This is a genomic window from Pseudomonas sp. RAC1, assembly GCF_030658255.1.
GTDB lineage: Bacteria > Pseudomonadota > Gammaproteobacteria > Pseudomonadales > Pseudomonadaceae > Aquipseudomonas > Aquipseudomonas boreofloridensis.
Genome location: NZ_JAUTXS020000015.1, coordinates 1 through 12,838, shown reverse-complemented (window position 1 = coordinate 12,838; position 12,838 = coordinate 1). Strand labels below are relative to the sequence as shown.

Genomic DNA, 12,838 nt, shown 5'->3' with positions numbered 1-12,838 from the left:
CACCGCCAACCGCGACCTCAGGAGGCCGAGCAGAGGCGTTGCGCAGGGAGGTGACGGGCATGGATGCCCGTCAAGCGCTTGGGGCCAGGAAGGCCCCTAAGCGCGGTCCTCCCGGAGCGACGCCGGCGCGAGGGAACCCCTGCGCATAGCGCAGGGGCCGGATGCGGGAGCAAGCGGTTTTTGCCCCCTTTTTCCCAAGAGAAAAAGGGGGTCGCCGTAAAGGCGAAAAGGTGACTCAGCCTCACCCCAGAATCCGGATATTCACTCCAGAGTCCGGATATTCACCCCAAAATCCGAATATTCACCCCAAAATCCGAATATCCGCCCCGGAAACCACCACCCCCGCCAAAGCAAACAAACCAAATCACCCCCTATCAACCATAGCCCAGGTAATCTCCCGAATCAGCCCATCCAACGCAATCGCCCGACTACTCACCAACAATTCACTGGCCCGCCGATACACCTCCCCCTCATTGGCATACCGCCCAGACACCAGATCAACCCTCTGCACCACCCCATCCACCCGCCACCGCAACCCCGGAATATCCCCCAGGTGCTGTTCGAGCGCGACCAGGTAGGGCTCGGCGACCACCGCGCCTTCATAGGCCCCCACCTGCTCAGTGGCCTCGCTAAGGCTGGAGTGATAGTCCACGGCGCCCTCCCAGGCCTGCTCCTGGGCCTGAAAGGCAGGCTGATGCAGACGCTGGATCCAGTCGCGCCACAGCGGCTGCTGCACCGCCCAATCGCTGAAGCGCTGGGCATCGACCTCCGCCAGTACCGCAGCCCCCAGCCGCTCGACGGTCGCCTCGCTCAGCTGCGCCAGATACCCGAATGCGATTGCCTGCGGCTGCGGCGGCAGTCCCAGGCGTGCCTGCAGGCGCCGTCTGGCATCGAGTTGGATTTCGATCTCATCGATCAGGAAATTGGCTGCCCCCAAACTGGCGTCGTCCAGGTCGTCATCGGGATGCAGAGGCGGAGGTTGAGTGGCCCGCCCCGTGTCACGAGCCTCGGCCAGGGCCCGTCTACGGGCGACTCGAGCGTCGTAGAGGCGGGCGATACGCTCATCCAGCAGGTGCTGGCGCAACACGCCAAGCGCACTGCCGAGCAGGGCCTGGGCATCGTCCGCCGACGGGCCGGCGTGCGAGAACATATGCCACATCAATACATCGGTTTCTGTCTGCTGAAACAACAGGCTGGCCTGATCGACACAGGTCTGTGCCGCATCTTCCAGGCGTGCGCTGATCTGCTGCAAGAGCTCGGCCCGCCCCCAGCCACCCTCGGCGCCCGGCTGGACAGGCTCGCTGAGCAAGCGCACCACCTGCTGCATGCGCTGGATCACCTGTGCCGGATGCTGCTGGTACTCGGCGGTGTCGGGCATCCGTGCGAACAGCGCGTAGAGCGGCTGCCACTGGGGGTGTTCAGCGGTGTCGGAGATATGGTCGAGCAGATCCATCGGCCAGTCGAAATACCAGCCATTTTGCATCGGGTAGTCCGGTGAAGCGGACAGACCGGCATCGGTCAAGCGTTGCAGGCTTTGCTCATCCAGCGGGTTGTTGTCGAAGTTGTAGAGCGTCCCTTCCTCTGCGGCGACCGCCTGGGCGAACTGGGTGTCAGCCAGGGGGGGGATTTCGGTCAGCAGATTGTCACTCAGGTCGATTTGGCGAAGGCGCAAGGGACGTTGGTCGAGCAGTGCCGTGAGGCCCACCGGCCATTCGAAGATAGAAGTGTCCTGCAGGTCCAGCAATTCCAGGCGCGTCCAGCCGGTGAAAACGGGCGACAGTTCCAGAGGGTTGTCGCTCAGATAGAGCTGTTCGAGGCGGTTGAGTCGCGCCAGCGCATCGCGGCTCTGTACGGTCAGGTGGATGCTGTTGTCTCGCAGGCTGAGCGCCCGTAGTTCCGGCCACTGTTCCAGTGCCTGCAGTTGGGCCGCGTCGAGATTGAGGTTGTTGGATTCGATTTGCAGCGCTTCCAGACGCGGCAGGTGCGCCCAGCGTTGCAGGGCCGTGACCGGCAGGTGGGAAATAGCGTCCGTCAGATTGAGTTGGCGCAGCCGGGTCAGCCGGGCAATGACCTCGACGTTCTCCGCGATCTGTAGATCGATGAGATTCTCCGCCAGCACCAGACTCTCCAACGCCCTCAGCCTGCCGAGCTGCGCAGGCAGACGACCCAGCAGGCAGGATGAGAGGTCCAGGTGGCGTACGGCGCGGAACGCCTCGAGAAAACCACCCAGGTTCGAGGTTTGGCCACCGTCCAGATTTACCAGGCTCAATGATCGAACCTGGGTCAAAGGGCCTGGCAAGTTCGGCAGTCTGCCCACGCGGCTGGCGTTCAGATGCAGCACCAAGCGGTCGAAACCGCCCAACCCATGCATGGGCGCTTCGCGCCGCCAGGCCTGGCGTATGCTCTGGGCGAAAGCGATGCGCGCCGTGCGCCGAGCCTCGGGGTTTTCCAGTGGCGGGGTGTGCGGTTCCTCCACCCACAATTCCAATGCGCTGTTCAGACGCCGGTAATCCTCGCGCAGTTCCAGCAGCAGGCGCGAGAAGGCATGGGGCGCGGCGCCCGCCTGCTGGCGCAGGTGGTTACGAAGGGCCTGGCGGTCGTCTTCAGGCGTACTGGGATACAGCTCGTCGAACAGCGCATCGGGGTCGACCCACCCTCGGCCGCGACCGCTGAGGCGGTAGCCCAGGCGTGGATCGCCGGGTTGACGCATCGGCAGGCGCAGCAGAGGACGGATGGGCTGCATGCCCAGCGCTTGGGCGCAGCCCTCGCGGTCGTTGGCGGCCAAGTCGAACAGTGCATCGTTCAGGCGCTGTGGCTGGTGGATGTCGATGGACAGCGCGACGCGCTCGGCGTCCGGCAGTGCCTGCAGCAGGGCCTGGAACAGGTCGGTGTCGTTGCCGAGGGTGAGGCCGGTTTCATCGAAGGGACGGTAGCGACCGCCATCGCGCACGATCACTTTGCAGGCCCCTTCCTGCGGGCCGGCGGCCGCCAGCAGGCGACCGGCGAGGCGCTGTTCGCGCAGCTCTACCCGGATGTTCCCGCTCCAGCCTGGTAAGCGTTGCAACTGGTGCAGGACGATCAGGTCGCGGTCAGCGTACGCGCCAGTATCGAGTTGAAAGGCGCTCAAGGCGCGGTTGAGGCGGGCATTGCGCAGGTACAGCCGAGCCGCTTCGCCAATCGCCAGCGGCAGCCGCTGGCTGCGTTGCAGTTGGCGCAGGTCGTCGTGCTGGGCGCTGGCCAGCAACTCGCTGCGGACCCGCTCGCTGAGCGACGGAAAATGCCGGGCCAGCACCTCGGCCTCAGGGCCGAGCGGTACGGCGTCACTCAAGCCGCTGGCGCCTTGGGTTTGCAGGCTGTCCAGAAGCAGGGCGGGCAGCGGCTGATGATCGACCACCCGTTGTCTTACTTCGGCTTCGCTGTAACCGCTGCAACGCAGCGCCCGTTCCAGGTTGGCGTCGTCGAGCCCCGTGCTGATCGGTGTCAGACGCCTGAGCAAGGTCTGTCGATCCCAGGCCAAGGGATTTTCGTGTTCGAATACCGGCACGCTCGCACTATGTCCTCTCAACGCGGGTGTGACGGTGTGGGTCCCGGCAGGATTGTTCAAACGCCAGCGCGCATCGGTGTCACGGCCCAGCGCATAAGCCTTGGCGTCGATCTCCAGCCATTGCCGGCCCTGCCAGTGCAGCAAACCATCGGCAGAGACGTTGGTCCCTGACGGCCAAGGGCGATTAGCCGCGAACAATGTCGTGTCGCCGTTCCACAGGCGCTGCCTGCCCTGGTGTTCCAGCAAGTGCCAATCCTGCAACGGACCTTCGACCTCGACGTAGCGGGCTGCGGCGCCCAGGGCCGCGAAGGTGATCAGACTGTCGAACACGCCGAACAGGTGTGCGATGGCAGCATCGCTGTCGCCTTCATTGAGTGCGTGAACGCCATCGAGGAACTCGTCCACCACCTGTGCAGCACCGACGACCATCATCACCGTGCCCAGGGCCGGAACGAACAACCCGGCCAGGTTGGCCACATTAAGACCTAACTGCAACCACCCCTCCAGGCGCTCGCGCTGGGCGGCAGCGTTACGCTCGGCAACGGGGACGGCCAGGGTGGCAGCGTCAGCCAACGCGCGGACGACGTTGTGCCGGGCACGCGCAGCGAACGGGTCGCCGGACCACAGCCCGCAGGTCCAAGGCAATCGCGCATTCTTGTCCAGTGTTGGCTGCCAGATACTGTGCGGCGAGGGAAACGCACGCTCCAGCCAACTGATCGCCTGGCCCTTCTCCAGGACCGGGTCGTGCTGCACGGTGCTGTAGGGGTAGAGCGGATACAGCGCCTGGCGCAGGCGCGTGGCGAACAGCGTGAACTGCTTATGGCTGACGAAACCGGCGAAGTAGCGACGAACGTCCGCTTTCCAGAGCTTGCGGGTCAGCCCGCTGCCCAGCGCCTGCATCGAGGGGTACTGGTGCAGGGATTCGCCTGGCGCCCCCGGCAGATAGAGCAAGCAGGGTTCGGTCGCGTCGCGGGGTTCCAGGCGAATCAGCAGCGGGCCGTGCAGCGGGATGCCGAACACGCTCAAATACGCACACTGCAGCCGTCTGCTTTGGCCATCGGCCATCGGCAAGTCGAATTGTCCAGACAGCACGGCGTCGCCCAGCATCTGGCCGCGGCTGTCGATGCGCCGCTCCAGTACGGCGAGCAGTAGCTCGGCGGCGAATGCACTTCGGTCTTGCTGCAGCAGCCGCCCACGGTAGTCGTCGTTGTCCAGGTGCTCGCGCAGATGATTCTGGTAGCGCCATCCCAGGTCCAGGTTGCGCACGCCTTTGACGAACCGCGCGCTGTCCAGTGGCAGCGGACGCAGGTCTTGGGCCGAGACATGCAGCGAGATCGGCTCGTTGGCATCGAAATTCTGCAGGGCCGCTTCCAGCCACGTGCTTTCACGCACAGGGTCGCGGCGTTGCACGATGCCTTGCTCAGGCGCAGGCAGCGGTGTGTCTGGATACCAACTGGCGAGCGCCTCGATCAGCAACGGGCGGCAGAAGCTGTCGACATCCTGCACCTGGGCGAGCACCTCGCGCACCCTCCGGGCAGCGTTGACGCTGTCTTGCACGCGCCGTTGCAGCAGGTCGCGTTGCCCCGGTGTGGCGCTGTGCATCCATGCAGGCAGGCGGGCATGGATGAAATCAAGGGTCGGGGAGGGGTGAGGGGCTGGCATCGGCACTGCTCCTGTGGGGATGAGGCTGCGATGCTAGGCGGCGGCGTCAGCGGCCGGGCCGTAGCCGATTACCACCTGCCGACCCCGGTAAATTTTCTGGCGCAGGGTACGTTCTAGCTTGGATAGAGGCCGCAGCATGGCTGCAACGGACAGAGACGCAATGACCATTTCCCGACGAGGATTCATCGCAGGCCTGGCAGTGGCGGGGGCCGCGGGGGGCGCGGCCTATCATGCACACAAGGTGTTGACCCACGATCCGCAGGACGATGTCGTCACCCCAGGCGAGGCCAGCGTCGAGCTCGCCGACCTGGCCGGGCAATGGCTCGCCGACCAACTGCGCGGGATCTGGGACATTCGTTTCGAGGGCCGCGACGGTGGCCTGGAGGGTTTGCCGGGCGCGGGCGTCGAGGTGTTTTTCGACATCGCTACCAAGGGGCGCGGCCTGCGCGGCTTCGTCGACACCGGCGAGCGCCTGCGTGGCGTAGGCCCTGCCGCCTACCGGGTGCTGGGCGACCTGGTCGGCGCATCGTCGGCCCAGGTGCGCTGGCGTCTCATCGGCCAGCGCGGCGGACCGAGCTATGAGTGCGTGGCCAGCCTCGACGAGGTCTGGGGCGCATTCGCCAACGCCGGCAGTGGCACGCTCAGCGGCCGCTTGCAGCGCCTGGACCGCCCGTTGACCTTGCCGGTGCCGGACAGCCGCTTCGTGGCCGTCAAGCGCCTGTTTCCCGAAGCCCGCGAACGCCTGCCCTACAACGCGGCCATGCAAGCCTGGGTGATCAGTCCCGAGCACCGCTTGTTCCATCAGCTTTGGCACGCCAGTCGCGACCAATGGCACAAGATGTCCGACGAAAAACGCAACGCGCTCAGGGGCCTGGGTTGGCAACCGGGGCCGCGCGATCGCGAGCGTGATGCCCGAGGGCCGCGCAAACACCGTAATGGCTCGGGCGTAGACTTTCTATTCATGCACCGGCACATGCTCGGCACCGCCCGAGCGTTGCAGGACCTGCCGTCCTGGCAGCAGTTTCCGCTGCCGCAGCCCAGCGTCGAGTTCGATCGCCAAGGCTTTGCCCGTTACTTCGACAACCACGACGGTTGCCGCGTGCCGCCGCCCTGGCGAGCGCCGGGCGACGACGACTATGGGCAGTGGGTGTCGGCGATCAAGGCCGGCGAGACCTTCACCAGCAACTTCCAGGTGTGGGAGTCGCAGTACCAGGACCCGCTTTACCTGTCCAAGTTGAGCCTGGGCGCCTTCGGTTCCGAGCTGGAAATGAACCTGCACGATTGGCTGCACATGTGCTGGGCGTCGGTGCCGCGCGATCCGTCCAATGGTGTGCCGGTGCCGTTCGCGCGTGAGCAGGACGACTTCGCCGGACGCTGGTTCGCGCGCGAGAACGATTTTCTCGGCGACCCGTTTTCATCCCATGTGCACCCGGTGTTCTGGGGCTTTCATGGGTGGATCGACGACCGCATCGAGGACTGGTATCGCGCCCACGAGCGACACCATCCCGGCCAGGTCCGCCGCCTGGAGGTCAATGGCGTGCAATGGTTCGCGCCGGGGCCCTGGGTCGAGGTGGCCGATCCCTGGCTCGGCCCGGATACCCATGGCTGCAGCACACTGCCAGGTATTCGTCCCGGCAAGAGCGTCGAAATGGACCCTGAGGTGATGAAGCTGGCGCTGCGCATCACCTTTGGCGAGCCGGACTCGCTCGATCAGTGGCTGCGCCGTGTGCCGCGTCGGCCGTGGTATGCGCGGCACCTGTCGATGAGGAACATCCTGTCCTGAGCGGCGGGTGTCGCCCTGTGTTTGCCGCCCGCACTCCTGCAGGCGGCGTCCATTGCCTCAAAGTCTCCAGCCGCCGCCCAAGGCCTTGTACAGTGCCACGCTGCCTTGCAGGCGAGCCAGGCGCAGTTGGGCCTGCTGATCCTCGGCCTGGTACAGGGTGCGCTGGGTTTCCAGTACCGTCAGCAGCGTCTCGGCGCCGGCGGCGTAGCGCTGCTCGGCCAGGCTGAAGGCGATGCGCGCCTGCTCCACCTCTTGGTCCTGCCACTGGCGTTGACGCTCGAAGCCGTCGATGGCGTTCAGTGCTTTCTCCACGTCGCCGAAGCCCGCGATGATCTGTTGGCGATAGGTTTCCAGCAGCTCCTGCTGGCGTGCCGTGGCCCGGTCGCGCTCGGCACTGCGCCGCCCATGGTCGAAGATCGGCGCGGTGAGCGCGGTGGTCAGGGTGTAGAACGGACTGTCAAGGACGTCGGCGAAGGTTCGCGCGCCGCTGCCCAGTTCGGCACCGAGCACCACGCGCGGCAACAGCGCCGCCCTGGCCACTTGCACGTCAGCACGGGCCGCTGCCAGGCGAGCTTCGGCAGCGGCGATGTCGGGACGACGGCTGAGCAGCTCGCTGGGCACGCCACTGCCGATCGCCGGCCAGCTCAGTTGGGCGAGCGATTCGCTGCCGGTGCGCAAGCGCTGTACCGGCTCGCCGAGCAACGTGGCCAGGGCCACTCGGTTGTCCTTCCAGCGCTGCTCGAGCAGCGGCACCTGCCGCTCCTGGGACGCTACCAGGCTGCGCTGCTGAGCCAGTTCCAGGCGCGTGGACGCGCCGGTACGCTCGCGTGTTTCGACCAGGTTCAATACGTCGCGGGCATTGGCCAGGTTGAGGCGGGCGATGCGCAATTGCTCCTCAAGGGCCAGGCCTTGCAGGTAGCTGTCGGCGACAGCACTGGTCAAGGTCAGCTCTACGGTCTGACGGTCGAAGCGGCTGGCCTGGAGTGTGTTCAAGGCGCTGTCACGCACGCCGCGCAGCCCGCCCCAGAAGTCGATTTCGTAGCTGGCGCTCAGGCGCGTGCTGAAGGCGGTGCTGGTGCGTTCGCTGCTCGAGGCATCGAGCCTATCGCTGCCTTCGCCACGCAGCAGGCGCTGACGGCTACCGTCCATCCCGAATTGCACCTGCGGCAACAACGGCGCTCCCGCGATCACGGTGCTGGCCTGGGCCTGGCGCACGCGCGCAGCGGCGGCGGCCAGGTCATGGCTGTTTTCGCGGGCACGTAGGATCAAACGGTCCAGTTCCTGGCTGGAGAACGCTTGCCACCACGCTTGATCCGGCAGCGCGGCTGTCGGATTGGCAGCCCCTTGCCAGGTGCTCGGCAGTTCTATCGGCGTCTGCGGCGCAGGCGCAGTGGCGCAGGCGGCGAGGCAGAGGCTCAGGGTCAGCAGGCTGATGCGGCTCGGCAATGTCATGGGCTACACGCTGGTAAGGGCTTTGACCGGGTCGAGTCGGGCGGCTTTGCGCGCTGGCATGAAGCCGAACACGACACCGGTGATCACGGCGCAGGCGAAGGCGCCGAGGATGGCGGGCAGGGCGAAGGCCACGGCGATATCGGCCAGCAGCAGCGCGCCGCCGATACCCAGGGCCAGGGCGATGCCAGTGACGCCGCCGACCATCGACAGCATCACCGCTTCGGTGAGGAACTGGCGCAGGATGTCACGCTGACGGGCTCCGGTGGCCATGCGGATGCCGATTTCGCGGGTGCGTTCGCGCACGGTCATCAGCATGATGTTCATCACGCCGATGCCGCCGACCAGCAGCGAGATGGCGGCAATCGCGCCGAGCATCAGCGACAGGCTGTTCTGGGTGCGCGCCTCGGCCTGGATCAGTGCAGCGTCGTTGGTCAGGTCGAAATCGCGCTTGCCTTGGCGCCGCTTGCGCATCAACTGGTCGATGGCGGCCTCGGTTTCCGACACCCGGCTTGAGTCGGCGGCGGTCATGATCACGTATTCGGGGTCACGCGAGCCGAACAAGCGGGTCGCAGCGGCCGAGTAGGGCACCACGATGCGCTCGTCGCTGTCCTGGTTGCCGGAGCTGGCGCCCTTGGCAGCGAGCACGCCGACCACCTGGAACGGCACATTTTCGATCAGCAGGTACTGGCCCAGCGGGTCGCTGCCCGGTGCCAGCAGCTTGTCGCGGACTTTCTGGCCAATCACTGCCACGGCCGCGCCGCGCTGTTCATCGGATTCGGTGAACAGGCTGCCCTGGACGACCGGCCAGTTGAGGATCTGTGGAAATTCGGTGTTGTTGCCGCCCACGTAGAACGTCTGGTTGTTGTTGCCGTGGCGCACCATCAGCTCGCCGCCGATCACTGGCATGATGCGGTGCACCTGGGGCAGGCCGCCGATGGCGGCGACATCGTCGAGGGTGATCTGGCCGGCCGCTTCGCGTGAGGTGGCGTGCTTGGCGCTGATGTAGAGGATGTTGGAGCCGAAGGCGGCCATCTGCGCCATCACCTGGCGCTTGCTGCCTTCGCCGACCGCCAGCATCACCACCACCGAGGCCACGCCGATGACGATGCCGAGCAGGGTCAAGGCGGTGCGGAAGCGGTTGATCCACATCACCCGCCAAGCCGCTTGCAGCGACTCGATCAGCTCGCCTTTCCAAGCGCCGCGCAGGCTTGCACCCCGGTCCAGGCGGCGGCGCAGTTCATCGGCCTGCACGCCGGGCGCGGCAGGTGGCTCGGCGCTGGCCGAGTCGCTGACGATCTCGCCGTCGCGAATCTCGATGATACGTCGCGCCCGCGCGGCCACTTCTCGGTCGTGGGTGATGAGAATGATCACGTGGCCCTGGCTCGCCAGTTCGTCGAGCAGGGTCATTACCTCGGCGCCACTATGGCTGTCGAGGGCTCCGGTGGGTTCGTCGGCGAGGATGATATGGCCGCCGTTCATCAGCGCGCGGGCAATCGACACCCGCTGCTGTTGACCGCCGGACAACTGATGCGGTCGGTTGCCGGTACGGCTGGCCAGGCCCAGCCGCTCGAGCAGGGCGGCGGCCCGGGCATGGCGCTGGTCGGCAGGCGTACCGGCGTAGATGGCTGGCATCTCGACGTTTTCCTGGGCTGAGCCTGAGGGAATCAGGTGATAGCCCTGGAACACGAAACCGAAGGCTTCGCGGCGTAGCCAGGCCAGTTCGTCGCTGTCCAGTTCGGCGACATCGCGTCCGGCGAAGCGATAACGGCCGCTGGACGGGCGATCGAGGCAGCCGAGGATGTTCATCAGGGTGGACTTGCCCGAGCCAGAGGCGCCGACGATGGCGACGAATTCTCCGGGTTGGATGCTCAGGCTGATGCCGCGCAGCACCTGAACCTCGGGGGAGTCGATGCCGCCGTAGACTTTGTGGATGTCGTCGAGCTCGATCAGCGCTGCACTCATTCAGCCTCCACTGGCGCGCGGCGCGCCAATGACCAGGTGCTCGCCTTCGCGCAGCCCGTCGAGAATCTGCACCCGAAGGCGGTCGCTGAGCCCGGTGCGCACCTGGCGCTGTTCGACCTTGCCGTCCGGGTTGAGCACTTGGGCCAGGCGCAGGCTGTCATCAGGTGCATCGTCCAGCGCGGCCAGCGGCGCGGTGAGCACTTGGCGAGCTTGGCCGGCGATGAAGAACACCTGGGTGGTCATCTCGGCCATGAGCGCGCCATCGGGATTCTCCACGTCGAGTAAAACGGTGTACTGCACCACTTTGCTGCCCGTGCTGCCGCTGCTGGCGCTGGTCGGGCTGCCACCGCCCTGACTGCTCTGGTCGAGTGGCTTGGGCGGGATCGGCAGGATTTGCCGCACGGTGCTGGTCCAGCGTCGCTTGCCACCGGCCAGGGTGGTGAAGTAGGCGGTCATGCCCGGTTTGACCTGGCCGATGTCCGCCTCCGAAACCTGGGCCCAGACGGTCATGGGCGACAGCCGGGCGATGCGCAGGATCAACGGCGTCTGCTGCTGGGCGTTGAGCGTCTGGCCTTCACGGGCATCGACCGCCACCACGGTGCCGTCCATCGGCGCGTAGATGCGTGTGTAGCCAAGCTCGGCTTCGTCGCTGCGCAGGCTGGCCTGGGCCTGGAGGATCTGCGCCTGGTACATGTCGATCCGGGCCTGGGTCACTTTAAATTCCGCCTGAGCGCGCTGCACGTCCTCTTCGCGTGTGGCACCGGCGCGAGCCAGATCTTGCTGGCGCTTGACCTGTTGTTGGGCCAAGAGGTGCTGTGCGCGCTGCTCGGCCAACTGGGCCTTGAGGTTCTCGATCGAATAGCGTCCGGCATCCAGGCGCGCCTGTTGGGTGGACGGGTCGATCTCCACTAGCAGTTGGCCCTTTTTCACCTGGTCGCCGGCTTCGACGTGCAGCGTGCGGATTTGCCCGGAGGCCTGGGCGCCGACATCGACGTAGCGACGCGGCTGCAGGGTGCCCAGTGCGGTGACGCTGCTTTCGATGTCGGCGCGGGTGACGGGCACGGTGCTCAGCGATGGTGCGCCGAGGGGCAGGGTTTTCCAGGCCAGCAGGGTACCCAGTGCCAGCAGGCTCAGGGCGCCGAGCAGCAGTCGACGGGGGAGCGGGGAGGTGCGTCTCATTGCAGACTTCCAGGCGGAGGTATGAGGCGTGGCATGGCGTGCAGGCACATACGAACGTCACCGATAGACGAACCTTGTGCACCGGGATTTAGCGGACCGGGTGGGCTGCGTTGCTGAGAATGGGTGTAATTTGTAATATGTCACACTGATATCACCGATGCGCATTCTCAACTTTATCGGTGTTGCCTGGAGGAGAAGCGAAGGCCGTGGTGGAGCATTACTATCGCGAACTGTTGAGCTTTCTCTGCGCGCGGCTGGGCAGTCGGCATGCGGCCGAGGATGTGGCGCACGATGTCTGGGTTCGGTTACTTGAGCGCAGCGGTCAGCCGCCAATCGAACGGCCTCGCCCCTTCCTCTATCGTACGGCGCTGAATTTGGTCATCGACAGGCATCGGCGGCAGTTGGTGCGGCAGGTCGAGCCGCTGGAAGTGCTGGAGGACGATGAGCGCTGGCACAGTCCGGCGCCTTCGCAGCAACTGCATCTTGAGCAGCGATTGGCGATGGTGCGGCGGGCGCTGGATGAACTGAGCGGGACGTGCCGGGAATGCTTTTTGCTGCGCAAGCTTGAGGGGTTGTCGCATGGGGAGATCGCGGCGCGGCTTGGGATATCGCAGGGGATGGTCGAGAAGCATATCGTTAATGCCATGAAGCATTGTCGGGGGCGGATTCTGGGGTGGGATCGGTGATTTTTCCTGGCCGGGGGGGCTTATCCGTTGGCTTTGGTGGGGCTTAGTCACCTTTTCGCCCTTACGGCGACCCTCTTTTTTTCCTTGGAAAAAAGAGGGGCAAAAACCGCCTGCTCCCGCATACGGCCCCTGCGCTGCGCGCAGGGGTTCCCTCGCGCCGGCGTCGCTCCGGGAGGACCGCGCTTAGGGGCCGTCCTGGCCCCAAGCGCTTGACGGGCATCCATGCCCGTCACCTCCCTGCGCAACGACGTCGCGAGGCCTCCTGAGGTCGCGTTTGGCGGTGTTCGAGCTACCGCGTACCAAGATCAAGATCAAGACCAAGATCACGGCAACGGCAACGGCAACGGCAACGGCGGTTTGATCGCGCAGCGCTCCAGAACATCTGCCCCACCGCTAGCTTCTAAACGCGCGATAGTTCAGACACCGCCCATCGCGACCTCAGGAGGCCGAGCAGAGGTGGCATGGAGGGGGTTGACGGGCATGGATGCCCGTCAAGCGCTTGGGGCCATGGATGGCCCCTAAGCGCGGTACCCCCGGAGTGCCACCGGCGCGAGGGAACCCCGCAGCGCA

Annotated in this window: 6 protein-coding genes; 2 read left to right on the top strand and 4 right to left on the bottom strand. The window is 65.8% G+C overall.

Annotation, left to right across the window (positions count from 1 at the left end; translation table 11 throughout):
- Positions 1-364: 364 nt before the first annotated feature.
- On the bottom strand, positions 365-5,206 hold the full coding sequence (locus Q7C30_RS03260; protein WP_317870652.1) for a DUF6543 domain-containing protein: 4,842 nt from the start codon (positions 5,204-5,206) through the stop codon (positions 365-367).
- 160 nt (positions 5,207-5,366) lie between these two features.
- On the opposite strand from Q7C30_RS03260, the gene Q7C30_RS03255 reads away from it, so the two are divergent.
- Entirely contained in the window at positions 5,367-6,989 is a 1,623-nt protein-coding gene (locus Q7C30_RS03255; RefSeq protein ID WP_317870651.1) for a twin-arginine translocation signal domain-containing protein, read from the top strand.
- Between the two features lie 57 nt (positions 6,990-7,046).
- Here the strand turns inward: Q7C30_RS03255 and Q7C30_RS03250 are convergent, their stop codons facing one another.
- The 3 genes from Q7C30_RS03250 to Q7C30_RS03240 are packed head-to-tail and all read right to left on the bottom strand — an operon-like array spanning position 7,047 to position 11,582.
- Positions 7,047-8,441 (bottom strand): efflux transporter outer membrane subunit, encoded by a 1,395-nt coding sequence (locus Q7C30_RS03250; protein WP_317870650.1) that lies wholly within the window; start codon positions 8,439-8,441, stop codon positions 7,047-7,049.
- Between the two features lie 3 nt (positions 8,442-8,444).
- On the bottom strand, positions 8,445-10,403 hold the full coding sequence (locus tag Q7C30_RS03245) for a MacB family efflux pump subunit (protein WP_317870649.1): 1,959 nt from the start codon (positions 10,401-10,403) through the stop codon (positions 8,445-8,447).
- Positions 10,404-11,582, bottom strand: coding sequence for an efflux RND transporter periplasmic adaptor subunit (locus Q7C30_RS03240; protein ID WP_317870648.1), 1,179 nt, complete (start codon positions 11,580-11,582; stop codon positions 10,404-10,406).
- 209 nt (positions 11,583-11,791) lie between these two features.
- On the opposite strand from Q7C30_RS03240, the gene Q7C30_RS03235 reads away from it, so the two are divergent.
- Entirely contained in the window at positions 11,792-12,268 is a 477-nt protein-coding gene (locus Q7C30_RS03235; protein ID WP_317870653.1) for a sigma-70 family RNA polymerase sigma factor, read from the top strand.
- Positions 12,269-12,838 lie beyond the last annotated feature (570 nt).

Coding starts and splice junctions, on each gene's coding strand:
- Q7C30_RS03260 (WP_317870652.1), bottom strand. CDS start 5,206: ATGCCAGCCCCTCACCCCTCCCCGACCCTTGATTTCATCCATGCCCGC.
- Q7C30_RS03255 (WP_317870651.1), top strand. CDS start 5,367: ATGACCATTTCCCGACGAGGATTCATCGCAGGCCTGGCAGTGGCGGGG.
- Q7C30_RS03250 (WP_317870650.1), bottom strand. CDS start 8,441: ATGACATTGCCGAGCCGCATCAGCCTGCTGACCCTGAGCCTCTGCCTC.
- Q7C30_RS03245 (WP_317870649.1), bottom strand. CDS start 10,403: ATGAGTGCAGCGCTGATCGAGCTCGACGACATCCACAAAGTCTACGGC.
- Q7C30_RS03240 (WP_317870648.1), bottom strand. CDS start 11,582: ATGAGACGCACCTCCCCGCTCCCCCGTCGACTGCTGCTCGGCGCCCTG.